Origin of the sequence: Sphingopyxis sp. GW247-27LB (genome assembly GCF_002277025.1) — a bacterium.
Classification (GTDB): Bacteria; Pseudomonadota; Alphaproteobacteria; order Sphingomonadales; family Sphingomonadaceae; genus Sphingopyxis.
On sequence record NZ_NIWD01000011.1, the window covers coordinates 42,082 to 68,634 of the forward strand.

At 64.7% G+C, this 26,553-nt stretch carries 26 protein-coding genes and 1 pseudogene; 20 read left to right on the top strand and 7 right to left on the bottom strand.

Translation table 11 applies throughout. The annotated features are described in order from the left end of the window. Window positions 1–573: 573 nt before the first annotated feature. Both CD928_RS16125 and CD928_RS16130 read right to left on the bottom strand, forming a co-directional pair. Window positions 574–1,767 (bottom strand): IS91 family transposase, encoded by a 1,194-nt coding sequence (locus CD928_RS16125; protein ID WP_095388143.1) that lies wholly within the window; start codon window positions 1,765–1,767, stop codon window positions 574–576. A gap of 4 nt (window positions 1,768–1,771) precedes the next feature. Further along, window positions 1,772–2,677 carry a site-specific integrase gene (locus CD928_RS16130; RefSeq protein ID WP_095388144.1) on the bottom strand — a complete coding sequence of 302 codons (906 nt, stop codon included), beginning with the start codon at window positions 2,675–2,677 and terminating at the stop codon, window positions 1,772–1,774. 280 nt (window positions 2,678–2,957) lie between these two features. Between CD928_RS16130 and CD928_RS16135 the strand changes: the two are divergent. The 20 genes and pseudogenes from CD928_RS16135 to CD928_RS23455 all read left to right on the top strand — a co-directional run bounded on the left by CD928_RS16135 (window position 2,958) and on the right by CD928_RS23455 (window position 22,242). Then, window positions 2,958–4,962: pseudogene (locus tag CD928_RS16135) on the top strand (conjugal transfer protein TraG). A 3-nt stretch (window positions 4,963–4,965) separates the two neighbouring features. Further along, complete coding sequence (locus CD928_RS16140; RefSeq protein WP_095388145.1) at window positions 4,966–5,370, top strand: ribbon-helix-helix protein, CopG family; 405 nt, start codon at window positions 4,966–4,968, stop codon at window positions 5,368–5,370. Further along, window positions 5,367–6,371, top strand: coding sequence for a P-type conjugative transfer ATPase TrbB (trbB, locus tag CD928_RS16145; RefSeq protein ID WP_095388146.1), 1,005 nt, complete (start codon window positions 5,367–5,369; stop codon window positions 6,369–6,371). The genes CD928_RS16140 and trbB overlap by 4 nt, the downstream gene beginning before the upstream one ends. Before the next feature lies 1 nt (window position 6,372). Next, entirely contained in the window at window positions 6,373–6,708 is a 336-nt protein-coding gene (locus CD928_RS16150; RefSeq protein WP_095388147.1) for a TrbC/VirB2 family protein, read from the top strand. Beyond that, window positions 6,705–6,977, top strand: coding sequence for a VirB3 family type IV secretion system protein (locus tag CD928_RS16155; RefSeq protein ID WP_095388148.1), 273 nt, complete (start codon window positions 6,705–6,707; stop codon window positions 6,975–6,977). Before CD928_RS16150 ends, CD928_RS16155 begins: the two co-directional genes overlap by 4 nt. After that, a complete protein-coding gene (gene trbE, locus CD928_RS16160; protein ID WP_095388149.1) occupies window positions 6,971–9,409 on the top strand; it encodes a conjugal transfer protein TrbE in 2,439 nt (812 codons plus the stop codon). Before CD928_RS16155 ends, trbE begins: the two co-directional genes overlap by 7 nt. Before the next feature lie 11 nt (window positions 9,410–9,420). After that, window positions 9,421–10,155 (top strand): P-type conjugative transfer protein TrbJ, encoded by a 735-nt coding sequence (trbJ, locus tag CD928_RS16165; RefSeq protein ID WP_095388150.1) that lies wholly within the window; start codon window positions 9,421–9,423, stop codon window positions 10,153–10,155. A gap of 128 nt (window positions 10,156–10,283) precedes the next feature. Further along, window positions 10,284–11,591, top strand: a complete 1,308-nt coding sequence (trbL, locus tag CD928_RS16170) for a P-type conjugative transfer protein TrbL (RefSeq protein ID WP_095388151.1) — start codon at window positions 10,284–10,286, stop codon at window positions 11,589–11,591. A 3-nt stretch (window positions 11,592–11,594) separates the two neighbouring features. After that, on the top strand, window positions 11,595–12,386 hold the full coding sequence (trbF, locus tag CD928_RS16175; protein WP_095388152.1) for a conjugal transfer protein TrbF: 792 nt from the start codon (window positions 11,595–11,597) through the stop codon (window positions 12,384–12,386). Continuing rightward, a complete protein-coding gene (trbG, locus tag CD928_RS16180; protein ID WP_095388153.1) occupies window positions 12,383–13,201 on the top strand; it encodes a P-type conjugative transfer protein TrbG in 819 nt (272 codons plus the stop codon). Before trbF ends, trbG begins: the two co-directional genes overlap by 4 nt. Next, window positions 13,198–14,421, top strand: a complete 1,224-nt coding sequence (locus CD928_RS16185; RefSeq protein WP_095388154.1) for a TrbI/VirB10 family protein — start codon at window positions 13,198–13,200, stop codon at window positions 14,419–14,421. The genes trbG and CD928_RS16185 overlap by 4 nt, the downstream gene beginning before the upstream one ends. Next, the gene (locus CD928_RS16190) at window positions 14,414–14,629 is read left to right on the top strand and encodes a DUF2274 domain-containing protein (protein ID WP_095388155.1); all 216 of its coding nucleotides are present in this window, start codon (window positions 14,414–14,416) and stop codon (window positions 14,627–14,629) included. The genes CD928_RS16185 and CD928_RS16190 overlap by 8 nt, the downstream gene beginning before the upstream one ends. After that, window positions 14,626–14,847, top strand: coding sequence for a helix-turn-helix domain-containing protein (locus CD928_RS16195; protein ID WP_255247213.1), 222 nt, complete (start codon window positions 14,626–14,628; stop codon window positions 14,845–14,847). The genes CD928_RS16190 and CD928_RS16195 overlap by 4 nt, the downstream gene beginning before the upstream one ends. A gap of 451 nt (window positions 14,848–15,298) precedes the next feature. Next, a complete protein-coding gene (locus tag CD928_RS16200) occupies window positions 15,299–15,586 on the top strand; it encodes a hypothetical protein (protein ID WP_067184137.1) in 288 nt (95 codons plus the stop codon). Further along, complete coding sequence (locus CD928_RS16205; protein ID WP_067105493.1) at window positions 15,583–15,807, top strand: hypothetical protein; 225 nt, start codon at window positions 15,583–15,585, stop codon at window positions 15,805–15,807. The genes CD928_RS16200 and CD928_RS16205 overlap by 4 nt, the downstream gene beginning before the upstream one ends. 115 nt (window positions 15,808–15,922) lie before the next feature. After that, window positions 15,923–18,070, top strand: a complete 2,148-nt coding sequence (locus CD928_RS16210) for a catalase (protein ID WP_095388156.1) — start codon at window positions 15,923–15,925, stop codon at window positions 18,068–18,070. Window positions 18,071–18,082: 12 nt separating this feature from the next. After that, window positions 18,083–19,315 (top strand): FAD-binding oxidoreductase, encoded by a 1,233-nt coding sequence (locus tag CD928_RS16215; RefSeq protein WP_095388157.1) that lies wholly within the window; start codon window positions 18,083–18,085, stop codon window positions 19,313–19,315. Between the two features lie 232 nt (window positions 19,316–19,547). Continuing rightward, entirely contained in the window at window positions 19,548–21,338 is a 1,791-nt protein-coding gene (ybaL, locus tag CD928_RS16220) for a YbaL family putative K(+) efflux transporter (protein WP_369679312.1), read from the top strand. Between the two features lie 442 nt (window positions 21,339–21,780). Next, a complete protein-coding gene (locus CD928_RS23450) occupies window positions 21,781–21,933 on the top strand; it encodes a hypothetical protein (protein WP_156482940.1) in 153 nt (50 codons plus the stop codon). 132 nt (window positions 21,934–22,065) lie between these two features. After that, a complete protein-coding gene (locus CD928_RS23455; protein ID WP_176473611.1) occupies window positions 22,066–22,242 on the top strand; it encodes a hypothetical protein in 177 nt (58 codons plus the stop codon). Window positions 22,243–22,362: 120 nt separating this feature from the next. Here CD928_RS23455 and CD928_RS16225 read toward each other — a convergent pair whose 3' ends face one another. The 5 genes from CD928_RS16225 to CD928_RS23630 all read right to left on the bottom strand — a co-directional run bounded on the left by CD928_RS16225 (window position 22,363) and on the right by CD928_RS23630 (window position 26,515). Further along, complete coding sequence (locus CD928_RS16225; protein ID WP_067184129.1) at window positions 22,363–22,545, bottom strand: hypothetical protein; 183 nt, start codon at window positions 22,543–22,545, stop codon at window positions 22,363–22,365. Between the two features lie 11 nt (window positions 22,546–22,556). Then, complete coding sequence (locus CD928_RS16230) at window positions 22,557–23,858, bottom strand: glycoside hydrolase family 130 protein (RefSeq protein WP_067105490.1); 1,302 nt, start codon at window positions 23,856–23,858, stop codon at window positions 22,557–22,559. Continuing rightward, window positions 23,851–26,034, bottom strand: a complete 2,184-nt coding sequence (locus CD928_RS16235) for a glycosyltransferase family 4 protein (protein WP_255247214.1) — start codon at window positions 26,032–26,034, stop codon at window positions 23,851–23,853. The genes CD928_RS16230 and CD928_RS16235 overlap by 8 nt, the downstream gene beginning before the upstream one ends. 141 nt (window positions 26,035–26,175) lie before the next feature. Next, window positions 26,176–26,310, bottom strand: a complete 135-nt coding sequence (locus CD928_RS23875; protein ID WP_255211373.1) for a hypothetical protein — start codon at window positions 26,308–26,310, stop codon at window positions 26,176–26,178. A gap of 1 nt (window position 26,311) precedes the next feature. After that, entirely contained in the window at window positions 26,312–26,515 is a 204-nt protein-coding gene (locus CD928_RS23630) for a hypothetical protein (RefSeq protein ID WP_141237175.1), read from the bottom strand. Window positions 26,516–26,553: the final 38 nt, after the last annotated feature.

The window sequence follows — 26,553 nt, forward strand, 5'->3', positions numbered from 1 at the left end:
CGGCTCCTCTGACACCTCAACTTGCCTGATGATAAATGCGCCAAAAAGGTAATCGCGCAGCGCCAGATGTGGCTTTGGTTAAGCTGGCAATCTGGTCAGTCTGATAGCCAAGTTGGATGCTATGACCTTGACCGTACCGAAGACTTTTTTGTGCCGCAAACACTTCTCCCACGCACTGACCGTTGGCCATTGGCCTCAAGCTGATCGCTGTTAACCACGGCAAGCTTGCGTCAGCTTTCGGGATTTAATGTTGATAGGTAGTAATAGCCGAAATCGTGAAGGGTTTCGGGCGCTTCAGCGTACGAAAGCCTCTGATGGAGGAACCCGCGTGGGCTCTGGGACTGAGCTATGGGGTTTTGTGTTTTGGCCTGGTCGGAAGGCCGCCGTGCATAGTTGCAAGACGACCCAGGCGATAGCGCGAGGCGCGAACTCGACCGTCATGATCGATGCTCCGAGCCTCCATCGGTCGCCCTTCGGCGGACGTGTGGCAACGCGCTGAGACGATCGGCGCAAGGCGGCCCGTGGGCCAGCGCGGGGGTCGCGCGGTCCTTCTTGGGGATGAGCCATGCCGGGTCATGACGCAATCGTCCGGATCGGAGCGGCGGCACTGGGTGGAGCACGAGGCTGGCGCCGCCGTGCGAACACCTCGATCACGATCATCCTGCCGCCGCAGCACGGGCATGGCTGTGTCGGATCGACCGGTTCGTCGATCGGCGTCTCTTCGGCATCCGGCATGACATCGAGCAGCTCGCGGGCAAGCGCGAGGCTAGCCTTCCGGGCGGAGCCGGCGAGCAGGCCATAGTGGCGGATGCGGTGAAAGCCGCGCGGCAAAACATGGAGCAGGAATCGGCGGATGAACTCGTCGGAGCTTAGCGTCATAACGCGCTGGCGATCACCGCCGTCGCGGCGGTAGTCCTTGTAGCGCATGGTCACGCCGGCATCGTCGAACGCGAGCAGGCGCCGGTTCGAGATCGCGACCCGGTGGGTGTAGCGCGACAGATAGGCCAGCACGGCCTCGGGCCCGGCGAACGGGGGCTTGGCGTAGACGACCCAGTTCTTCTTCCGGGCCGGCGACAGGTGGCGAAGGAATGCCCGGCGTTCGGCAAGCGGCGCCATCGTCCCGAAGAAGCTGAGCCGCCGGGCATCGTACAGCGCGAGCAGCTGGGTCAGGAACAGGCGACGGAACAGCCGTCCGAGCACGCGCACCGGTAGCAGGAACGCGGGCCGCGACGATATCCAGCGACTGCCATCGTTCGCGATGCCGCCGCCGGGCACGATCATATGCACATGTGGGTGGTGCGTCATCGCGGATCCCCAAGTGTGCAGCACGGCGGTGATGCCGATCCGGGCGCCAAGATGCCTGGGGTCGGCAGCGATGGTCAGCATCGTGGCAGAAGCCGCCCGGAACAGGAGATCATAGACCACCGCCTTGTTGTAGAACGCGATGTCGGCGACCTCGGCGGGCAGCGTGAACACGACATGGAAATAGCCGACCGGGAGCAGATCGGCCTCCCGCGCCTCGAGCCAGGTGCGCGCGGCGGCGCCCTGACACTTGGGGCAGTGACGATTACGGCAGCTGTTATAGGCGATACGCCAATGTCCGCAGTCCTCGCAGGCCTCGACATGGCCGCCGAGCGCCGCGGTACGGCATTGCTCGATCGCCGCCATGACCTTGAGCTGTTGGAGGCTGAGATGCCCAGCATGGGCGGCTCGATAGGCGGGCCCCGCGCTGCGGAAGATATCGGCGACCTCGATCGAGGTCTGCACTGGCTCAGCCGGGCGGCGCTTCGTCCGCCATCAGGGCCATCAGCCGGTCGAGCGGACCGGCGACGGCGTGGATCGTTCGCGTCGACACCTTGGTATAGAGCGCGGTCGTCTCCAGCTTGCTGTGGCCAAGCAGGACCTGGATCACGCGGATATCGACGTCCTGCTCGAGCAGATGCGTCGCGAAGCTATGGCGCAAGGTGTGCGGGCTGACGCGCTTGCGGATGCCGGCGACCTCAGCAGCTTCCTGAACCGCGCGATGCAACTGCCGGGTCGAGACCGGATCGGTGCAACTGCGCCCCGGAAACAGCCAGCCATGGGGCAGCATGACATTGCGACGCTTGCCCTCGCGCCACCACATCCGGAGCAGCTCAAGCAGCTGCGGCGAGAGCATGGCATTGCGGTCCTTGCGCCCCTTGCCCTGCTCGACGCGGATCAGCATGCGGGTGCTGTCGATATCATCGACCTTGAGGTGCGCGACCTCCGACACGCGGAGGCCCGCGCCATAGGCGACACCGAGCGCAGCCTTGTACTTGATCCCCGGCGCGGCTTCGAGCAGCTTCGCCGCTTCATCGACGCTGAGCACGTCGGGCAGCTTGCGCGGATTACGCGTGATAACAAGAGAACGCGCCAGATCCCGCCGCCCGAGGGTCCCAGCGAACAGGAAGCGCAGGGCCGAGACGGCACCGTTGATGGTTGACGCGCTGACGCCCTGCTCGTGCTGAGATAGCTGGAAGCGCCGGAGATCTTCCGCCGTTGCCGTATCGGGAGGACGACCAAGGAATGCGGCGAAGCGTCGGACGTGGCGGATATAGTCCTGCTGGGTATGCCGACCCAGGCCGCGCATCATCATATCATGCTGCATACGCTGGCGAAGCGGGGTGACGGGTATATCGGTCGTAGCGGTAGTCATGGCATGCTCCTCTTCGTTGAAGGAGCTCCATGATCGGCCTACCGCGCCGCCTTACTCAACGTTCCTGTATCTTCCGGCGCCTCAGTCCTGGCGCCCATCCCGCGAAGCGGGTTCGTCCATCGGGCGCGATGCAGCCACGCCGATACCTACGGCGAAATCTGATAGCCCTTCGCACTGCGTCGCGGCGCGTCATCACGCGCCATAACCGTCATATGAGATTTCCCCGACCCGGCTGATTTTTGGGACGCCGACGCGATCCCTGCGTCGCCGGGAGAATGTCTTGACGCCTACCAAGCTCCTTGTCGGACAGATTTTCGTCGTTTTCGCGATGGTGATCGCGGGCGTCTGGATCGCGACGCAATGGTGTGCGGCACTGCTTGGCTATCAGCCGCAGCTTGGACCGGCATGGTTTGTCCTGTTCGACACGCCGGTCTATCGGCCGTGGGCGATATTTCCGTGGTGGTATCACTACGAAGCCTACGCGCCCGAGGTTTTCGACAAGGCCGGGATGATCGCCGGGGCGAGCGGCTTTCTCGGCTGCGCGTCCGCCATCGCCGGGTCGCTCTGGCGCGCGCGCCAGTCGCGCCATGTCACGACATACGGCTCCGCGCGTTGGGCTACAAAAGGCGAGATCGATCGCGCCGGGCTGCTTAGCGAGCGCGGGGTTTTCCTTGGTCGTCTGCGCGGGCGCTACCTTCGCCACGACGGGCCGGAGCATGTCATGGCGTTCGCGCCGACGCGGAGCGGCAAAGGCGTCGGCCTCGTCATCCCGACGCTGCTAAGCTGGACCGGCTCGGCCATCATCCACGACATAAAGGGCGAGAACTGGCAGCTCACGGCAGGCTGGCGCGCGCGCTTTTCGCACGTCCTGCTGTTCAATCCCACCGACCTGCGTTCGGCCAAATACAACCCGCTACTGGAGGTCAGGAAGGGCGCGAACGAGGTTCGCGACGTTCAGAATATCGCCGATATTCTGGTCGATCCCGAAGGAGCGCTGGAGCGTCGGAACCACTGGGAAAAAACGTCGCACTCACTCTTGGTCGGCGCGATCCTCCACATTCTCTATGCCGAAGAAGAAAAGACGCTCGCCCGCGTCGCGACCTTCCTGTCCGATCCGCAGCGGCCGTTCGTGACGACGCTTCGCCGGATGATGACCACCAATCATCTTGGCACGAAGGAAGCGCCGCAGGTCCATCCCGTCGTCGCATCGGCCGCCCGCGAGGTGCTGAACAAATCGGAGAACGAACGCAGCGGCGTCCTTTCGACCGCCATGTCGTTCCTTGGTCTCTATCGAGACCCCACCGTCGCGGCCGTCACGTCGCGTTGCGACTGGCGCATTGCCGATCTGGTCGAAGCCAACCACCCGGTATCGCTCTATCTGGTCATTCCGCCGTCCGACATTAGCCGCACCAAGCCGCTTGTGCGCCTGATGCTCAATCAGATCGGCCGCCGCCTCACGGAGAAGCTCGATGCCGCGCAAGCATGAGCTTCTGATGATGCTCGACGAGTTCGTCGCCCTGGGGCGGCTCGACTTCTTCGAGACGAGCCTTGCCTTCATGGCGGGCTACGGGATCAGGGTCTATCTGATCGCCCAGTCGCTCAATCAGGTCGATAAAGCCTACGGCGAGCACAACTCGATCCTCGATAACTGCCACGTCCGCGTCGTTTTCTCGACGAATGACGAGCGGACAGCAAAGCGGGTTTCCGATGCTCTCGGCGTCGCCACCGAACAGCGCGCCATGCGGAACTATGCGGGGCATAGGCTCGCCCCCTGGCTCGCGCATGTCATGGTCAGCCGACAGGAAACCGCGCGTCCGCTGTTGACGCAGGGCGAGGTGATGCAGCTTCCGCCCGCCGACGAGCTGGTTCTTGTGTCGGGCATGGCCCCGATCAGGGCGAAAAAGCTGCAATATTACAAGGACGCCAATTTCCGCGCACGGCTCCTGCCGCCGCCCGCGCTGGAAATCGGCGACTATAGCGATCGCCCGCAGGGTCGTCCCGACGACTGGACCGGGCTGGTCAGCGCGCCCGATAGCCGGCTCGGCAAGGCCGAACAGGACAATGGCGCAGACGAGGACGGCGGGTTGCAGCAGCGGCGGCACCCGTCGATCGAGGAAGGACAGCCGCGGGCCGAACCGGCAACGCAACTCGAATTGCCCGACATGGAGCGCGACGACTCCGACGCGGCGGCCGACAAGCGCGTCATGGACCGCGTTCGCGCGTCGCTGGTGCGCGGCCACGCCATGAACCAATCGCAGTCCCAAGACCTGTTGCCGGGGCTATAGGCGATGAAGGTCCGGCGGAATCTTTATATCGACAGCGACCTCGGCGATGCGCTCGACGCGCTGGTTATCCGGCGCGGCGGCAACAAGTCGCGGATCGTCAACGAGGCGCTTCGCGATTGGCTGGCGCGCCGCGCGACCAAGGAGGTCGACGACCTTCTGAAAGTCCGGCTCGACCGCATATCGCGCGAGGTCGCCGCAGGCCGCCGCGACATGGAGGTGGTTTTGGAGGCGCTGGCGCTGTTCGTGCGCTACCAGCTTACCGTTACCGCTCCGCTGCCCGAAGCCGACGCCGCCGCGCTCGCCACCGGCAACCAGCGTTTCGAGCGATTTATCGCTCAGCTTGGCCGCCAGATCGCGGGCGGCAAGCGGACGCTCGACACCCAGAACATCATCGAGGCACAGCCATGACCGACGCGCTTTCTTCCGATCGCCGCCGCGCGATGCTTCGCACCGCCATGGGACCGGGCATCGCCGCCGCTCTGGCCGACGAAAAAGTCATCGAAATCATGGTGAACCCCGACGGGGTATTGCGGCTCGACCGGCTCGGCGAGGGTCGTATCGACACTGGCACGCGCTACGACCCGGCGCAGATCGAGCGCATCATTCGCCTTGTCGCGAGCCATGCGCGCACCGAGGCCCATGCGGCGGCGCCGATCATATCGGCCGAACTGCCCCCGCACGGCGAGGGCGCGGGCGAGCGATTCGAGGGCGTATTGCCCCCGGTCAGCCTCGCACCCTGTTTCAGCATCCGTAAGCCCGCCGCGCGCATCTATACGCTGCTCGATTATGTGAAGGACGGCATTATGTCGCCCGACACGGCGCGGCTCTTGTCGATGGCGGTCGTAGAGCGACGGAACATTTTGGTCGCGGGCGGCACGTCATCAGGCAAAACGACGCTCGCCAATGCGCTGCTCGCCGAAATGGCCGGCCTCGACGAACGCGTCATCATCATAGAGGACACGCGCGAGCTGCAATGCGCCGCGTCCGATGTGGTCGCGCTCCGCACCCGCTCGATCGGCCCGAGCGGAACCGGCGCGGTCACGATGGCCGACCTTGTGCGCTCGACGCTGCGCCTTCGCCCGGATCGCATCATCGTCGGCGAGGTGCGCGGGCGCGAGGCGCTGGACATGCTCAAGGCATGGAACACCGGCCATCCCGGCGGCATCGCGACGGTCCATGCCAATAGTGCCACCGCCGCGCTCTATCGGCTCGAACAGCTTGTTCAGGAAAGCGTCGTCACCGTTCCGCGACGCCTGATTGCCGAAGCCATCGACATGATCGTGTTCATATCAGGCCGCGGCCTTGCGCGCCGCGTCGATAGTGTCGCGCGCGTCGCCGGCCTCGATCCAGACGGGAATTACGCCGTCCGCGACCTCACCCCCGAATCCGCCGCATTTGAAGGAGAATGACATGCGCCTGTCCCGCGTTCGCGAACCCAACAAGATCATAACCGCCGCCGCTGCCGTGATGCTCGGCCTGGCTGTCGCCGCCACCGCGCAGGCTGCCGGTTCGGGGATGCCTTGGGAAGAGCCGTTGCAGCAGGTCTTGGAATCTGTGCAAGGCCCGGTCGCCAAGATCATCGCCGTCATCATCATTATCGTGACGGGCCTGACGCTCGCGTTCGGTGAGACGGCGGGCGGCTTCCGGCGCCTCATCCAGATCATTTTTGGCCTGTCGATCGCCTTCGCCGCGTCGAGCTTCTTCCTGTCCTTCTTTTCGTTCGGCGGCGGGGCGCTGATCGCATGATCGGTGCGGGCAGCCATATCGAGGGCTTCGAGGCGCCGATGCACCGCGCGCTCGCCGAACCCATCCTGCTCGGCGGCGCGCCGCGCGCAATCGCGATCGTCAACGGCACGATCGCGGCGGCGCTTGGGCTGGGCTTGCAGCAATGGATTGCGGGGCTGGTGATGTGGGCGCTCGGCCACACGCTCGCGGTTTTCGCGGCGAAGCGCGACCCAGACTTTGCGCCCGTCCTCGTCCGCCACCTTCGCCAGCGGGGGTTTCTGACATGCTGAACCTGCGCGAATATCGCAGCCGGGCCGACCGGCTGGCGGATCATCTGCCGTGGGCGGCGCTGGTTGCCCCCGGCGTGGTGCTGAACAAGGACGGCAGCTTTCAGCGCACCTTGCGCTTCCGGGGGCCGGACCTCGAATCCGCAACGGAGGCCGAGTTGGTCGGCGCCTGCGCCCGCGCGAACAATGTCCTCAAGCGTTTCGGGTCAGGCTGGGCGCTCCATATGGAGGCCGAACGCTGCGAGGCACTGGGCTATCCCGACAGCGATTTTCCCGATGCCGCATCCTGGCTGGTCGATCAGGAACGGCGCGCGGCGTTCGAGAGCGCGGGCGCGCATTTCGAGAGCCGCTATTATGCGACGCTGACTTTCCTGCCGCCGCCCGATCAGGCCGACACGGCGGGCCGCGCGCTGGTCGAGCGCAGCGACGATGTAAGGGGCCGCGACTGGCGGCAGGCGCTTGCCAGCTTCGTCGCCGAAACCGACCGCGCCCTGGACCTGTTCAGCGGCTTTATGCCGGAGGTGCGCGCGCTCGACGATAGCGAGACGCTGACCTATCTCCACGGCACGATTTCGACGCGCCGCCATGCCGTCGCCGTCCCCGAGACGCCGATGTATCTCGACGCCATATTGGCCGACACGCCGCTGACCGGCGGGCTGGAGCCGATGCTGGGCGACCGGCATTTGCGGACGCTGACCATATTCGGTTTTCCGAACGTCAGCCGCCCCGGAATCCTCGACGCCCTCAATCACGAAGATTTCGGCTATCGCTGGGTGACGCGCTTCATTGCGCTCGACAAGACCGACGCGACAAAGGCGCTGACCAAGCTCAGGCGGCAATGGTTCAACAAGCGCAAATCGGTCACGGCTTTGCTCCGCGAGGTCATCTATAATCAGCCCGTTCAGTTGCTCGACAGCGACGCCGACAACAAGGTTGTTGACGCCGACCTGGCCTTGCAGGCGCTCGGCGGCGATCATGTCGCCTTCGGCTATCTGACTACGACGATCACCGTCGCGGACGAGGACCGCGCCCGCGTCGAGGAAAAGGTGCGCGCGGTCGAGCGCATCGTCAACGGGCTGGGCTTCACTTGTATCCGCGAGAGCGTCAACGCGGTGGAGGCGTGGCTTTCGAGCCTGCCCGGCCATGTCTATGCGAACGTCCGCCAGCCGATCGTCCACACGCTCAATCTCGCTCACCTTATGCCGCTGTCGTCGGTATGGGCGGGACCGGCGCGCAACACCCATCTGGACGGCCCGCCTTTGCTCTATGCGGAAACCAGCGGCTCGACCCCGTTCCGCCTGTCCACCCACGTTGGCGACGTGGGGCATATGATGATCGTCGGGCCGACCGGCGCGGGCAAGTCCGTGCTGCTGACGCTCGTGGCGTTGCAGTTCCGGCGCTACCCCGACTCCCAAGTCTATATCTTCGACATGGGGCGGTCGGCGCGCGCGGCGACGCTGGCGATGGGCGGCGCGCATCATGGTCTTGGGCTTGGCGGCGATGCGGGCGAGACGATCGCCTTTCAACCCTTGCGCCACATCGACCAGCCCGACGATCGGGCATGGGCGGCCGAGTGGATCGGCGCGCTGCTCGCCGGGGAGAATGTGCCGATCACGCCGGAGGTCAAGGAAACGCTTTGGTCGGCGCTGACCAATCTCGCGACCGCGCCGGTTGAGGAACGGACGCTGACCGGCTTGTCGCTGTTGCTCCAATCGGCGCCGCTGCGATCGGCGCTCGCACCCTACACCTTGGAAGGCCCGTTCGGGCGGCTGCTCGATGCGGCCGAGGACGACCTTCATATGGCCGACGTTCAATGCTTCGAGATGGAGGCCTTGATGGGGTCGGAAAGTGTTGTCGCGCCGGTCCTGTCCTACTTGTTCCATCGTCTCGAAGAACGCTTCACCGGACGGCCAACGCTGCTCGTTCTCGACGAGTCATGGAAATATATCGACCATCCGCTGTTTTCCGCGCGCATCAGGGAATGGCTGAAAACCGTCCGCAAAAAGAATGTCGCGGTCGTCTTTGCCACCCACAATCTTTCGGAGATTGCCGCCAGCGCGATTGCGCCGGTCCTCATAGAAAGCTGCCCGCAGCGCATCCTGCTTCCCAATGATCGGGCGATCGAACCGCAAAGCCAGGCGGCCTATCTTCGCTTCGGCCTCAACGAGCGGCAAATCGAGCTGGTCAGCCGCGCGGTGCCGAAGCGGCAATATTATCTGCAATCGGCGCGCGGCAACCGCCTGTTCGAGCTGGGGTTAGGCCCGATCGCGCTCGCGCTTTGCGGTGCGTCGGACCCCGATACGCAGAAGCGCATCGACGCAATTCTCGCCGAGCATGGCGCTGACGATTTCGTCAGCTGGTTCCTCTCCGATTCCGGCCTCGAATGGGCGGCTGACGCGGCCGCCTGTTTCCCCGCGTCCCCTGTGCAACCCTAAGGAGATATGAGATGAAGAAATATGTCATCGCCGCCCTGCTCGGAACCGGCGCCATCGGCGCGATCGGTGGCGGGACACTCACCATCGCGCCGGCCTCCGCACAGATCAGCGTGTTCGACCCAACCAACTACACGCAAAATCTGCTGACGGCCGCGCGGACGCTTCAGCAGATCAACAATCAGATCCAGAGCCTTCAGAACGAAGCGCAGATGCTCGCGGGTCAGGCCAAAAACCTCTCGCGCATCGACTTCCCGCAGCTCGACCAGCTCCGCCAGAAGCTCGGCGAGATCGACAAGCTGATGGGTCAGGCGCAGGGCATCGACTTCCGCGTCGACCAACTCGACGAGCGGTTTCGGCAGCAGTTTCCCGACAGCTTCGGGACCGCGCTGAAACGGGACCAGCGGATTGCGGTCGCGAAACAGCGGCTCGACAATGAAATGGCCGCGTTCCGGCAGACCATGACGGTGCAGTCCGGCATCGTCGAAACTGTGCGCGACGACGCCCAGGCGCTAGCGGCGATCGTCGCCAAGAGCCAGGGCGCCGAAGGATCGCTCGCGGCGCAGCAGGCGACCAACCAGCTTCTCGCGCTCGCGACCAAGCAGCAATTCCAGCTTCAAAACCTGATGGCCGCGCAGTTCCGCAGTCAATCGCTCGAAGCGGCGCGGCGCGGACAGAGCGAGCGGGAGGCGCGCGAGCGGACGACCCGCTTCCTCGGCGACGGCAAAGCCTACACGCCGCGCCAGTGAGCTAGGGGCGGCGCTGCGCCCCTTGCTCCCCGGCGAGCGCCGTCCCGTCGCGGGGGCCGCATGGCTCTCCCCCTCTCCCGGCCAGTGGTCCCCGCGACACCCATCCACCACTTTCAGGAGTCCCGCGCATGGAGGACTTGAATGTCATCGACCAATTCATGCAGGCGTTCATTGCCTACATCGACAGCGGCTTTGGGCTGCTCGGCGGCGATGTCGGATTCCTGACCACGATCCTGATCGGCATCGACATCACGCTCGCCGGCCTCTTTTGGGCGCTCGGCGGCGAAGATGATGTTATCGGCAAGTTCCTCAAGAAAATCCTCTATGTCGGCGTGTTCGCGCTGATCCTGAACAGCTTTCCGCTCCTCACTGACATCATATTCCGCAGTTTCGCTGGCCTTGGGCTGACAGCGGGCGGCAGCGCGATCACGGCGCAGGATTTGCTGTTGCCGGGGCGTCTCGCGGGAACCGGCTTCGAGGCCGCGTGGCCCCTGCTGGCGCAGGCGAAGGAGCTGGTCGGCCCGATCGACTTCTTCAACAATTTCGTCGAGATCGCCGTGCTGTGCATCGCGTGGCTTATCGTCATCGCGGCTTTCTTCATTCTCGCGATTCAGCTTTTCATCACCATCCTTGAGTTCAAGCTGACCAGCCTCGCGGGCTTTATCCTGGTCCCGTTCGCGCTTTGGAACCGCACGTCGTTTCTGGCGGAGCGCGTCCTTGGCAATGTCGTATCGTCCGGCATCAAGGTCATGGTGCTGGCGGTCATCGTCGGCATCGGCTCCAACTATTTTGCGGACTTCACCAGCGCCATCACGGGCGACGAGGTGACGATCGAACAGGCCGTTTCGTTGATGCTCGCGAGCCTCGCCCTGTTCGGGCTGGCGATATTCGGACCCGGCATCGCGTCCGGGCTGGTCGCGGGCGCGCCGCAGCTCGGCGCGGGATCGGCGGTCGCGACGGTGGCGCTTGCGGGCGGCGGCCTCGCAATGGCCGGTGCAGGCACCCTTGGCGCGGCGCGCGGCGTCGCGGGTGCAGGGCTTGGCGCGGTTCGCGCTGGCACGACAATGGGAAGCGCGGCATCGACGGCATACAAGCTCGGGCAGGAAACATCAGCTTCCACCAGCGTCGGCGCCGGACTTGGCGGTATGGCGACCGCCGCGCGCGGCGCAGCCGCACAGAAGATCAGCGCAGCCACCAGCGGTTTCAAAGCCGCCGCCGAGCGCGGCCAGCAGGCCGCATGGGCGGCGGGAACGACGGGCGCGCCTTCTGCGAGCGGGACCGCCGGGGCAAGCGCCGGAACCACGCCGCCCGCATGGGCGCAAAAACTCCACGCCACCCAGACCAGCAGACACCGCCGCCAGATGGCGATTCACGCGATCCAGTCAGGCGACCGCGGCGGCGCGGGCGCTGCCCCCGACATCAAAGAAAGGAATTAAACCATGAAATTCAAAAGAGCCGTGCAGCGTTACGGACAGACACCCGAACCGGAGCCGCACCACCAGCGCGGCAGCCAGGCTTGGGACGATCGCTTGGGGTCGGCGCGCGTGCAAGCCTATAACTGGCGCTTGATGGCGTTCGGCGGACTGTTGCTCGCGACCGGCCTGTCGGCGGCGTTGATATGGCAGTCGATGCAAAGCCACGTCATCCCCTATGTAGTCGCCGTCGATAATCTCGGTCAGGCGCAGGCGATAGCACCCGCCACCAAGGACTATCGGCCGACCGACCCGCAAATCATGTGGCACCTTGGCAGGTTCGTCGCCAACGTCCGGTCGCGCTCGCTCGATCCGGTCTTGATGCGCCAGAATTGGCTATCGGCCTACGACTACGCGACCGAACGCGCGTCGCTCTTTCTCGGCGAATATGCTCGCGCCTCCAATCCCTTTGCCGATGTAGGACGCCGCACCGTGTCCGTTCAGGTGACGAGCGTTGTCCGCGCGTCCGACACCAGCTTTCAGGTGAAATGGACTGAACAGGCATATGAGCGCGGCAGTCTCGCCAGCACCTCGCGCTGGACCGCCATTCTCACCGTGAAGATGCAGCCGCCGCGCTCGGCCGAAGTGCTGCGTAAGAACCCGCTCGGCGTCTATGTCGACGCGATCGACTGGTCGCAGGAATTGGAAMCCCCCGCCGATCGAGCCACGCCGCAGCCGCAGGCCGCGCCCGCGCTGCCCGCAGACATGCCGCTCGACACCGAACAATCGCCGCAGACCCCCGAAAGGAATGAACCATGATCCGCGCCGTCATGCTGTCGGTGAGCGTCCTTGCGCTTGCCGTTCCCGTCGCCGCCCAGCCGACCGCGAAGGTTTCGGCCGCCAACAAGGCCGCACTCCGCGAGCCGTCGAACGCCGGTTATCTCGGGGCGGTGCAAGTCTATCCCTATAGCGACGGGGCGCTCTATCGTCTCTATACCGCGCCGGAGCGCATCACCGACATTATCTTGCAACCGGGCGAGACGATCACGTCGGTTGCCGCTGGCGATACAGTGCGCTGGACCGTGGGCGATACCACCAGCGGCAGCGGCGCCGACCAGCGCACCCATATTTTCGTGAAGCCCTATTCGGCAGGGCTTCACACGAACCTTGTCATCACGACCTCGCGCCGGGTCTATCATATCGAACTCGAAAGCCGATCGACCGGCGCAATGGCCGCGCTGTCGTGGACTTATCCGCAGGATGAAATGATCGCGCTGCGCCGCCAGCAGGACGCCGCCACCGCCGCCGCGCCGATCGCGTCCGGCCTCGCCATCGAAGGTCTGAATTTCAACTATACGATTTCCGGCGACAAGCCCGCATGGCGTCCTATCCGCGCGTTCGACGATGGGCGGCAGACGTTCATTGAGTTTCTGCCGTCGATCGCCGTGGGCGAAGCGCCACCGCTGTTCGTCATTGGCGAGGACGGCGAGGCCCAGCTTGTGAACTATCGCGTTGCGGGCCGTTACTATGTCGTCGATCGTCTGTTCGGCGCTGCCGAACTGCGCCTTGGCACGAAGAAGCAGAAGGTCGTGCGGATCGAGACGGCGCAGCCGAAGCGGAGGAAGGGCAAATGACCGACCCCGCCACTTCGCCCGCGCCCGCAGCACCGCCAAAGGCCGACCCCGAAACGCTCGTTCTTCGCGCCGCGCCGGGACGCGTCACCCGATTTCGGCGCGGCGCGATCATCGCCATTGCCGCCGCCGGATCGACCGCGATTGTCGGCGTCGCATGGCTGGCCCTGAAACCAGCGAGCATCGACATCGTCGCACGCGGCGATGACAAACTGCATGGCGCGAAGGCACCCCCCGATGCCCTCGCAGGCGCGCCGACCAGCTATGGCGATGTTCCGCAGCTAGGCGCGCCGCTGCCCGGTGACTTGGGGCGGCCGATCCTCAATCATCAACGGCGCATGGGCGAGATCATCGAGCCGTCCGATCCGATCGACGACGCGGCGCAGCAGGCCGCGCAGGCGGCGGAGGCCGAGCGTCAGCGCATCGCGGCCGAGCAGCGCGCGGCGCGCGAGTCCGGCGTGATGCTGCAAGTCGCTGGGAATGCCGCAGCGGCCCGCTCCGTCGCGGTCGCGGCGGAGCAAACCCCCGCGTTGCCAGCGCCCGCGCAGGCCGCCGACGACCCGAACGGCCAGCAGCGCAAGAACGCAATGGTCGGCAAGGCGAACGAGGGCGACGACGTGAACCCGCACAGGCTGACGGCGCCCGTCTCGCCCTGGACCGTGCAGGCGGGGAGCGTCATCGCGGCCAGCCTGATTACCGGCCTTAATTCCGACCTGCCGGGGCTCGTGACGGCGCAGATCACCGAAAATGTCTATGACAGCGTGACCGGGCGGAGCCTGCTTATCCCGCAGGGGTCGCGGCTGGTCGGCAGCTATGACAGCGTGGTCGCGTTCGGGCAGAGCCGGGCGTTGGTCGTATGGCAACGGATCATTCTGCCCGATGGGTCGTCGATCCGTATCGACAATGTGCCGGCGACCGACACGCAGGGCTATGCGGGCCTGTCCGACAAGATCGACCGGCACACATGGCAGCTCATAAAGGGCGTCGCGCTTTCAACGCTGCTCGGCGTTGGCACGGAATCGAGTTTTGGTAGCAGCGAGAGCGACCTCGTTCGCGCGATCCGCGAGTCCGTGCAGCAGAACGGCGCGCGCGCAGGCGACCAGCTTGTCACCCGCAACCTGAATATCCAGTCGACTATGCGCGTCCGCCCTGGCTGGCCGCTGCGCGTCGTCGTCCACAAAGATATTGTCGTCGGGCGGCCGTGGGGAGGCGGAAATGGCTGACCTCAAATTGCCGAAGCTGCCGGAGCGAACGCCGAAGAGAATCACATTCAACGCCATGCCGGGTTTGTTCGAGGCATTAAACGCTTATGCCGACGCCTACGAAGCTGCATACGGTAGGCGTGAATCCGTGCCGGACCTCATTCCTGCAATGCTTACGGCTTTCATCGAAACCGATCGCCGCTTCAATCGAGAGAGGCGGAAGCCATGAGCAGGATGCAGAGCAGGCAAGGGCCGCAAGTTGCGTCCGAGGACCGCCCCCATATCGAACCGATCAGCGTCCGCATATCCGCCGCGGTTAAACTCACTGGCATTGGACGGTCGACGCTCTACGAACTCATCAAGGCCGGAGAGCTAGAAACTGTAAAAGTCGGTCGATCAACCTTCATCCGATACGCCAGCCTCAAGCGCCTGTTCGAGAAAAGCTAGGGCGCCGCGAGCGAGCCGCAGGGGATGGCCGGCAAAATCCCTTGCGCCTGTCTATAGGCAATTTACCCTGCAATTCTCCGTTTTTCGTCAGATGCAGGATAATGGACCGGCAAGCCCGCCACCGAACTTTTTCGATTCCCATTTTCGCAAAGTTCGACCCTCTATTCGATTCCCATTTTTCGTTATAGTCGCGTGAGGGTATCAGCGAGGGTCTGTCTCGGCCGATCGGAAATAATATTCAGTATAAACATCATCTTAGGAAGGTGATGCGGCTCCATGCTTCGACGAAGGACAGGCACGGCTAGGGGCGAAATGTCGCGGACCGCGGCCCTTGGATTTTCGTCCTTACAATCCGTGTGTACAAACCCATATAGCATCTATCGCGGCCCTCCTTTTTGTAAGCCGCCGCGGCTGAGAGCCTGTGCTCCCGCTTACGCAGAGGAGCCACGCCATGAATCGCCCCGACACCGCCGAAAGAACCGTCGCATCGTCTCGCCCCGTGCGCCATTTCCACAAATATCGAAGCCCGCTCTCCCTCGATCATGCCCGGCGTCAGGGTGACATCAGCCAGCTTGCCTATCTGGTGATGGGCGGACGCGACCCTGCCATCGCCTTTCTCAATGGAGAAAATGTCGTGCTTGGCGGAAGGCCGCTCGCCATCGCAACCGCCAGCCCGGAGGGCTATGTGCAGGTCGCGGAGATCATCCGCTCTGGTGCTTCCGTGCCGGAATCGACGTGAGCCGCGCGATCAACCTCGCGTTGCCTGAGGCCGATGTCAGGGAAATCTGCCGTGCGTCGGGAGTGGCTATCAGTGCGATCGAGCGGTTGCCGTCAGGCGGCACGCGCTTGGTCTGCACGACCAGTAGCGGCGCCGACGAAATCCGCCTCAGACTCGCTGGCCACCTGATCGAAGGCGCGGTCGATCGATTCCGCTTCTATAGGCCATCCCCGACCGGTTGATGGCATGCAATGGCGCCGGAGGCGGCCTAGCTCGATCAGAAGAAAGCGGGCGCGACGAAACTTAGGGGGAAGCCGCGGGTTGAGACCTTATCCCCGCTGACCGAAGGATCCGATCATGGCGAAGAAGCCCGTGCCGTCACCCGCCGCAGACCATGCACTTCGTGACCACCAACCGGGAGAGGGCCAGCCGGCGCCGATTGACAGCAGAGGCGATGGCGATGAACTGCATCAGCAAGTCGGAGATGGAGTCGCCGATGCGGCGGCTTATCTCACCGATAATTTCGGTCACCGTATCTCCGACAATCAGAATTCGCTCCGCGCCGGTGAGCGCGGACCGACGCTGCTCGAGGACTTCGTCCTCCGCGAGAAGATCTTCCATTTCGACCATGAGCGCATCCCCGAGCGAATCGTCCACGCCCGCGGTTCGGGCGCGCACGGCGTGTTCGAGTGCACCAGGGCAATCCCCGGGCTGACCAAGGCTTCGATCTTCCAGAAGGAAGGCGCGACCTGTCCGGTCTTCGTTCGCTTCTCGACCGTCGCGGGCGGCGCCGGGTCGGTCGACACGCCGCGCGACGTGCGCGGCTTTGCGGTCAAGCTCTACACCGAAACCGGTAATTGGGATCTGGTCGGCAACAATATCCCGGTCTTCTTCATCCAGGACGCGATGAAGTTCCCAGATCTCGTCCACAGCGTGAAGATGGAGGCCGACCGCGGTTATCCGCAGGCGGCGAGCGCACACGACACCTTCTGGGACTTCATCGGCCTGATGCCCGAATCGATGCATATGATCATGTGGGCGATGTCCGACCGCGCGATCCCGCGCAGCTTCCGCATGATCGAAGGCTTCGGCGTTCATACCTTCCGCTTCGTCAACGATGAGGGTGCGGGCAAATTCGTCAAATTCCACTGGAAGCCCGTGCTCGGCATCCAGTCGACGACATGGGACGAGGCGGTCAAGATCGCCGGTGCCGATCCCGATTTCCTGCGCCGCGACCTGTTCGAGGCGATCGATGTCGGCGACTTCCCGGCGTGGAATCTCGGCGTGCAGGTCTTCGACGAGGCGTTCGCGGCAAAGCAGCCCTATGACGTGCTCGACGCCACCAAGCTGATCCCCGAGGAGGATATCCCCGTCGAGATCGTCGGCCGCATGACGCTCAACCGCAACGTCGACAATTTCTTCGCCGAAACCGAGCAAGCCGCCTTCCTGCCGTCGAACATCATCCCCGGCATCGATTTCAGCAACGACCCGCTGCTGCAGGGCCGGCTCTTCTCCTATCTCGACACGCAGAAATCGCGGCTGGGAACGACCAATTTCCACCAGATCCCGATCAACGCGCCGAAATGCCCCTTCCACAATTTCCAGCGCGACGGGATGATGCAGACGCTCGTGCCAACGGGGCGTGCCAATTACGAACCCAACAGCCTTGCCGAAGCCGGAGAGCATGGCGGCCCACGCGCGAGCGCCGAAACGGGCTTCTCGACCTACATGGCCAATGACGAACGGAACGACCCGGCGCAGAAGCTGCGCATCCGCGCCGAACTGTTCGCCGACCATTTCACCCAGGCGCGGCTCTTCTACCTGTCGCAGACCGCGAATGAGCAGGCGCATATCGCCTCGGCGCTGGTGTTCGAGCTGTCGAAGGTGACGCTCGATCATGTCCGCGCGCGTGTCGTCGGCCAGCTCCGCAACATCGACGAGGATCTGGCGAAGCGCGTCGCCGCGGGCCTCGCGATCGACCTGCCGGCGAAGGAAAAGGCCGCGCGCGCCGCGGTTGACCTAAAACCCTCCGCCGCGCTGTCGATCCAGAAGAATGCCGATGACACGATGGAGGGCCGCAAGGTCGCGATCCTGTTCGCCGAAGGGTCGGACAAGGCGGCGATCGACAAGCTGAAAGGCGATATCGAAAGTGCGGGCGGCACCCCCTTTCTCGTCGCGCCGAAGGTCGGCGGGATCAAGGTAAAGGGCGGCACGCTCAAGGCCGACGGCCAACTCGCCGGATCGCCTTCGGTGCTGTTCGACGCGGTCGCCTCGATCCTGACAGAAGAACAGGCCAAGGCGCTTTCGGTGCAGGGTGCGGCGGTGCAATGGTTCATGGACGCCTATGGCCATTGCAAGACCATCGCCCACGACGACGCGACGCAGCTGCTGCTCGACAAGGCGGGCGTCGAAAAGGACGGCGGTGTCGTCGCGATCGACGCGTTCGCCGACGTCGGCACGCGGCGCCACTGGGCGCGCGAAGCCAAGGTGCGCGATCTTGCCTGATCGCCCACGTTGATGACGGCCGCGTCCGCGACCCGTCACCGCGATCTTCGCACCGGGCGGTCGATCTGGTCGGCCCGGCGTCGTCCGGCGATCTCGTCAAAGCCGTTGACGCGCGATATCGTGTGCGATGCGGTCGTCGTCGGTGCCGGCGTATCGGGCGCGCTGATCGCGGAGGCGCTGTCGGAAGCGGGTCTCAGGACCGTCATCGTCGATCGCCGCGGCCCCGCCGAAGGATCGACCGCAGCATCGACGGCTATGCTGCAATATGAACTCGACACGCCGCTCTCGCTGATGGCCGCGCGTATCGGGCGCGAAAAGGCCGAGCGCATCTGGCGCCGCTCGCGCCAGGCGGTCGATGCGCTGCGCGAGCGGACCGAGCGGCTGGGCCTCGCCGTCGACGGCGCGACGCGCGGTTCCATCTATCTCGACGGCAATGTCCTCGACGCCGACGGCCTGGCGCGCGAAGCCGACGCCCGCCGGCGCGCGGGTTTCGAGGTCGAGCTTCTCAAACCCGCCGCGGTGTTGGAGCGCTACGGGATCAAGGGACGCCATGCGCTGATCGGTTTCGGCAATTATTCCGCCGACCCGCGCCGGATGACCCTTGGCTATCTGAACGCCGCCATCGCGCGCGGCGCCCGGCTCTATTCGCCGGTCGATATCTGCGACATCGACGCGCGCGAAGACGGCGTGACGCTTCACAGCGCGCGCGGTCCCGAGATCCGTGCGCGCCATGTGGTCATGGCGACGGGCTACGAGATGATGAAGGGCATCCCGCGCAAGGGAAACAGGATCATATCGAGCTGGTCGATCGCGACCCGCCCTCAGCCCCGCGCCATCTGGCCGACGGCCGCGATGATCTGGGAAGCCGCCGACCCCTATCTCTACATCCGCACCACCCCGCGCGGCGAGGTCATATGCGGCGGCGAGGATGAGGAAATCGCGGACGCGGGCGAACGCGACGCGAAGCTTCCCGGCAAGATCAGAACCCTGTCGCGCAAGCTCGCCGCGCTGCTGCCGGGAATCGACGCGACTCCGGTCCATGGCTGGGCCGGCAGCTTCGGCGACAGCCCTGTCGGCACCCCGACGATCGGCCGCATCCCGCGCATGCCCAACTGCTATGCAGCCATGGGTTATGGCGGGAATGGCATCACCTTCTCGATGATGGCGGCGCAGATGCTGCGCGGGCTGATCTGCGGCTATGGCGATCCCGACGCGGACCTCGTCAGCTTCCATCGAAAATTCTAGGCGGGTCCGCGCAACGCAGTCGCGCCATCGCACCTGTCAGTGTCTTTACCTGCTTCCGATGAGCAGCATGGTCTTGGCGCCGTCGCTGGTGTAGGGTCGATCCTTCACCGCCACCGATAGCGCGGCCGCTTTACCCATCGGCGCTCCATCATACCGAGTGCCGCCGGCATGGCGGCTCTTTCCGAAAGGATCGCTATTGCCCCATGACACCAGCCTTCTCGCCATGCTCGTTATGGGACTGGTCCTCGCTTTCATCGGCGGATTCATTGCCAGCAGGCTGAAGCTGCCGCCGCTCGTCGGCTATCTGCTCGCAGGCGTGGCGGTCGGCCCCTTCACTCCCGGCTTCGTCGGCGATGCTGCGCTGGCGAACCAGCTCGCGGAGATCGGCGTGATCCTGCTGATGTTCGGTGTCGGGCTGCATTTCTCGATCAAGGATTTGGTCGCTGTCCGCAGGATCGCCATCCCCGGCGCGCTCGTCCAGATCGTGGTTGCGGCCCTGCTCGGGGCGGGCCTGGCGCATCTCTGGGGCTGGACCACCGGGGCGGGCCTGGTTTTCGGTCTTGCCCTGTCGGTCGCGTCGACCGTCGTGCTGCTGCGCGCGCTCGAGCAGCGCAATACGCTCGATTCGATCAACGGCCGGATCGCCGTGGGTTGGCTGATCGTCGAGGATCTCGTCATGGTGCTGGCCCTTGTGTTGCTGCCGGCGTTAGGGCGCGCGCTGGGAGGGGAAGGAGCTTCGGGCGGCGCGGGCGATATCGCGCTCGTCTTGCTTGTCACGCTCGGAAAGGTTGCGCTGTTCCTTGCGCTTGTCCTGATCGTCGGAACGCGCGCCGCGCCCTGGATATTGGAACGTGTCGCCCGAACGGGCTCGCGCGAATTGTTCACTCTGTCGGTTCTCGCGACCGCGCTCGGTATCGCTTTCGGCTCGGCCGCCCTGTTCGGCGTGTCCTTCGCACTCGGCGCCTTCTTTGCTGGCGTGATCCTCAGCGAAAGCGATTTCAGTCATCGGGCGGCCGCGGACTCGCTGCCGTTGCAGGATGCTTTTGCCGTCCTGTTCTTCGTCTCGGTCGGGATGCTGTTCGATCCGGGCATCCTGGTCCGTGAACCGTCCGCCGTTCTGGCAGTGCTGGCGATCATTCTGGCCGGCAAGTCGGTTGCGGCGTTTGGGATCGTGCTGGCCTTCGGCTATCCGGCGCGGACGGCGCTGACCGTCTCGGCGAGCCTGGCGCAGATCGGCGAGTTCTCCTTCATCCTGATCGGCCTGGGCGTCACCTTGGGGCTGGTCGAGGCGGAAGCGAGGGACTTGGTCCTCGCCGGCGCGCTGCTGTCGATTACGCTCAATCCGCTCGTCTTCATCGCTTTCGACGGCTTCGAGAGATGGCTGCGACGACGACCGCGGCTGTTGGCATTGCTGGAGCGGGGAGGCGATGAGAGCCTTTCCCGTCTGCCCGACGCGAAGCACAGCAGCTTTCGCCATCACGCGGTCGTTGTCGGCTACGGCCGGGTCGGGCGCGTGGTCGGTAGGATGCTCAAGAGCGAAGGTCTTCCCGTTATCCTCGTCGACAAGGATCGACGCCGCGTCGAGGCGCTGCGCGAGCGCGGCATTACGGCCATCTATGGCGAAGCATCGACCCCGGGTATTCTCGAGGCGGCGGATATCGCCCAGGCGCGGCTGCTCGTGATCGCGACGCCGGATGGCTTTCAGACACGGCGCATCATCGAGATCGCGCGCGAGCTCAATCCCGAAATCGACACCGCGATCCGGACCCACAGCGAAGCCGAGGTCGCCCATCTCGAAGGTCAGGGCGTCGGCCTCGCGATCATGGGCGCGCGCGAGCTGTCGTTCGGCCTCGCCGGCTATGCGCTGCGCAGCCTCGGCATTTCGAAGAAGCGCGTAGCGGCCATCGTTCAGAAGGAGCGCATATCCGGGGAAGGCGGCGCGTTCGAGCGCCGGCCCGACATACCGCCTCGCGAAGCGCCAGAACTGCGCCAGCGCCGGGGGGATGACGAGGATGCAGGCTGATCCGGTGCGCAGGCCCATTCTGCGTGGCGAATTGATGCCCGCATCATGTCCGTCTGTGATAGGATGTGTCATCACCCGATTTCGATCGCAAGCTTCCCGTGACTGAGAGACCTCGAGCTCCCGCTTGCCCAGCGGGAGTCTATTCGATGATTTCCATCCACGAACCCTCGCGATCTTTCGGCCGGATCATTCGGTTGTGGAACCGGCTTCTCCATCACGGGCTGGAACATGTTCCGCAAACGATGGGAAACGCGTTTCACCAGTCGCGGCGCCGGCGACACGACCTCGAGCGCGCAATCGAAAGCTGGGAGCGCGAAAACGACGCCTGCTCGGGGGCGCCGCAAACAGCCCATCCTCAAGTCGTGTCGTCGTCTTCTGTCCAGCATGCCCTTGAGCAATGGGACAATGAGGGCGGAGCACAACCAGCGAAAGGAACGCGATCATGATACTGCACAATCTCTTCGGCCGTCACCTCGTCGATTTCAAGGCGAGCCACTGGGATCGGGGGCGCTTCGTCAGCCATTGCACCGTTTGCGGTTGCGAGATGGTCAAACTACCCGGCTTGGTATGGCAGGCGAGCGGACGGCGGGGCTGAGACGATCGGCTCTGCCGCTCGACCGGACGGAATCGCTCTATTAGCGACCCGGCATGATAAACAGGAACAATGCCCTATCCCGCGCGTCTTCTCCATGCCCACTACCGGGCAATTGAAGAGAGGAGAATGGTCATGGTCAACCCCGACCAGAACCAGACCGGCAGCCAGCCGGGCCGCAAGTCGGAAGGCGAGCGCCAGCCCCAGCCCCAGCAGGAGGACGGCGGCCGCCGTCAGCCCGGCCAGCCGGACCGCGACAAGCGGCCTCAGCAGGGTGGAGAAGCGGAAAAGCCGGGCAAGCAGAGCAGCTAGTCCGAGCTAACCGATCGTCCCCAGGCCGGGCTGCGTGTCGATACGTGGCCCGGTTTCGTTTTGGAAGTGTCCTGCCGCGCTTCAAGTCATTCCCGCTCGCCGACAGTATCCGATTTCCCTTCACATGCGGGAACGGCATGCCTGTGCAACCGCGTCGGCAAGGCTGGCATAGCGATAGCCGTCCAGGAGATAGGTCGCGGCGGGCACGCGGGTAATGCCGTATCGATCGAGTGTTTCACGCTCGGCGGCGTCGATACCGCCGCATTTGCATGACCGGTCGTTGCCGGACGGGGTCTTGTCCATGTCGAAGCCTTTCAATCCTTGAGCTGGTCGAGAAGTGTCGTGATCCTGATCGTGGCGACGGTCGAAAAGGCGTCCGATATGGCATAGGGAAGCAGGATGCGCTCTCCGACCTTGATGGCGCCGCACGAATAGACGACGTTCGGGACATAGCCATGGCGCTCCGCGGTCGCGGGCTGGACGAGCGGTACGCGCGAGCGCCCGAGCACGCGCGAGGGATCGTCCTTGTCGAGCAGAACCGCGCCGATCGAATAATGGCGTACGGGGCCGACGCCATGGGTGAAGAGCAGCCAGCCTTCGTCGAGTTCGATGGGCGAGCCGCAATTGCCGATTTGGACGAACTCCCAAGGATATTTGGGCTTCACGATCACCTCGCCGAGGCCCCATTCGTGGAGGTCGTCCGACAGGATGAGGTGCAGGCTCTCATTGTCGTGGCGCGCGATCATCGCATAGCGCCCGCCGATCTTTCGCGGAAAAAGCGCCATCCCCTTGTTGTGCGCCGCAGCGCCCTTGAGCGGTGCCAGATGGAATGTCACGAAGTCCCGGGTTTCGATCAGCTCCGACCTTATGCCGCTTCCGCTGTAGGCGGTGAAGGTCGCATAATAGATGGTCTGGCCTTCGTCGTGGAAGGCGACGAAGCGGGCATCCTCGATCCCGTTCGCCTGCCTCTCGGTGACGGGGAAGATCACCCGCTCCGCGATGTCGCTGGCGGGATCGAAGCCGAGTTCCAGACGATCGCCGACACGGGCGGTCACGACGGGCGTCGCGGCGAGCCGCGCGGGCGGGTCGATGGTAACGGTTCCGTCGGCGGCCAATATTCCCGACCGGAACGTCAGGGAAGAGATGTGGCCTTCGCCGACCGCGCGCAGGCTAAGGATGAAGCGGCGGCATCCTGCGGCGACTCCCGACTGGTCGGGGTGCGGCACGATGCTGGGATTGAACAGCGCGGCTGCTTCGAAGCTGTACTCATGAAGAAAGTAGGCGCCGACGAGCTGACGCTGCGCCTGCGAGAAGCTCTTGTGAGCTGTGAAGGCATCCTCCATTTCCGCGGCGCGCCGTTCGAATATTGCGGGGAGGTTGCGGTGCCGGTCGTCGAAGTTTCGCAGCGTTTCGGCAAGCAGCGCGTCGGTCTCGTCCGCGGTCATTGCGAGGACGCGGTCGACGATGTGATTGGCGCGGGTCTTGTCGACGGGATGCAGGTCTCGGGGTTCGACCGCCGGCCGGAACGGCCGGACGACGACGCGCGACGGGTCGGGCCGCAAGTGAAGCGCCTGCCGGTTGAAGAAGGGCGCGGATGGCGGAGCCCCGTCAGGCATTGATGGCTTCGTGTGTGGATGGGCTCGGCTGTGACGGCGCCCGCCGGTCCGCCGCTCTCAGGCGCTGCATATCGGCCAGCGCGAGCAGGAAGGATAGCACCGATTCCGCCCCCCGGTTCTCGTTCGCGCGGTCCGGGTGGAGGCCGTCGCGGCAACTGCCCGTCGCGAGGTCAGCCAGCTTGATGCCGAGATCGTTCGCGCCAAGAAACCATGCGAAGGCGCGCTCGGCTTCCGCACGCCACGAAGAGTCTGGATCGACGCCTTTCGCCGCGATACAGGCCGCGATCGTCGCGCAAGCCTCCAGCGGCTGTTGATCGAACGGTTCGGGACTATTGCGCGAGGTCATCAGGAAGCCATGCGAGCCGACGGGCCGGAAATGACCTTCGGGCGCCGTCTGCATCGCCACCAACCAGCGCAGACTTCGCAATCCCGCTTCGACCATGGTCGCCGAGAGCGCTGCGGCGCCCGTGACGATCAGCGCTTGCGGCAGCCGGGCGTTGTCATAGCTGAGGCCATTTTCGAACCATGTCCATTCGGGACCTTCCTGTTCGCCCAGCAACCTTTCGAGGCGGCCGGCGAGTTCGGCACGCAGGCGCGCGGCGGCATGATCTTCGGCATAAACCGCGCAATAGGATGCGAGGCCGAGCAAGGTGAACGCCCAGGACCGCGGTGAGGTGAAGGCCTCGACGTCGGCCAGCGCCTCGCTGAACAGCTCTTTTGCCCAGCGCGCATGGCCAAGGGAGCAGGCACGCGCACTATAGGCGCCCAGCGCCCAGAGCGTCCGCCCGTGACTGTCCTCCGAGCCCGCATCTTCCAGCCATCGCCGGTCGAAGCCCATGAAATTGCGAAAACGCCGATTGCCCGGATTCCAGCCGTGCTGGATGAAGGCCGCGAATGTGGATGACAGCCGGCGCGCCAGCGGCGCATCGGGGCCGCCGGCGAGACCGCAGCACAGGAGCAGCGCCCGTGCATTGTCGTCGATGCAATATCCATGACTGCGGTCGGCGATTGCGTGAACGGCATGCTGGAATATCCCCGTGTCGTCGGACATCGCGGCGAGATGGTCGAGCGAGATCGGTGGGAGGTCGGGTTGGACGTTCGTCCGCAGGCGGACTGGCCCGGGTTCGGGCATCCCCGCCTGGCCGCCGGACGCGAGCCTGCGCTCACGGCAAGCCTTGCGAAAGCTCGCGGCATAGCGCCGCGCCGAATTGGCCCAGATCATGGGGCGGCTCGCCGCATAGGCCTTGCGCCCCATCGCCAGACGTTCGGTGTCGTTGCCCAGCAGATCGGAAATCGCCGGGCCGAAGCCTGCCGGATTGTCGAACGGGATCAGGACGCCCGACCCGTCGGCGAGCAACTCGGCGGCGTGCCAATAGGGCGTGGAAACGACCGGACGCCCCAGACCATGCGAATAGGCGAGCGTTCCCGACGTCATTTGCGCCGCCGCCAGATAGGGCGTCGCATAGACATCGCACATCGCGATATGGTCGAGCAGTTCGGGGCGGTCGACGAAACGGTTGATGAACGCGACATGTTCATCGAGGCCAAGCTCGCGTACCCGCGCCGTCAGCGTGTCGCGATAACGCTCGCCCTCACGGGCCAGCAAGGCGGGGTGGGTGGCGCCCATCACCACATAGAGGACATCGGGCGTGCGCCGGACAATCTCGGGCATGGCCTCGATCATCGTCTCGATACCTTTGTTCGGGCTCATCAGCCCGAATGTCAGGATCACCTTGCGATCGGTAAACCCCAACCGCTCCTTGGCGGCTCGCGCCGAGGCGAGCGGAACATCGGGAATGCCGTGGGCGATAACGTCAATCTTCCCCGGATCGGCGCCATAGACATTGATCAGCATGTCGCGGGCCTTGTCGGCCATGACGACCACCCGCGCCGATGCGGTAACGATATCCTTCATGACGCGGCGCTGCGCCGTGGTCGGCCGATCGAGAACCGTGTGCAAGGTGGTGACGAGCGGCGCATCGAGCCTCGCTACGAGGCCGAGAATCAGCGCGCCTGCCTCGCCGCCGAAGATGCCGAACTCATGCTGGAGGCAGACGAGATCGAACGCCTCGCGATTGATGAAATCGGCGGCGGCGCGATAGTCGGCCACCTGGCCCTGCCGGATTGTCTTGCGGACGGCTGGCGGAAATTCGTGGTCGCCGCCCGGCTCGATCATCGCGACAATGGCCGTATCCGCAACCTCGCCGAGCGCGCCGACCGCGAGTTCGAGGTCGGTCGTGAAGGTGGCTATGCCGCAGCGGCGCGGGAGGGCATTGCCGACGAACGCGATCCGCAGCGCCGGCGTGTGCAGGCCATCTCAGTGCTTGCCTTTCGGTTTGGCGGTCATTTTCACCGCAGACGCCTCTTGGGCGGCAAGGGCAGTGAGTGCTTTGGGTTTTGCTGCCTTGGGCTTGCGGATCTCGCGATTGCTGCGCTTTTGCGATTTTGCCATGTCAGACGTCCTTCCGTTCGATCATCCGATACGAGAATTCGTCCGAACGCCGCGGGCGGGCCGAAGCGATCGCTCCGCTCCGGACATTCGGAGAAAGATAGGGACGGTGACGGTAGGGGAAGGATTTGAAGCACTGACCGAGGCTTTCGATCTTGCGCCGATATCGCAGGACCTCCGAGGGTTTGGTCGCGGCGGAATAGCGCATCAGCGCGATCTGTTCGTCTTCGAGTAGCTGATTGAGGC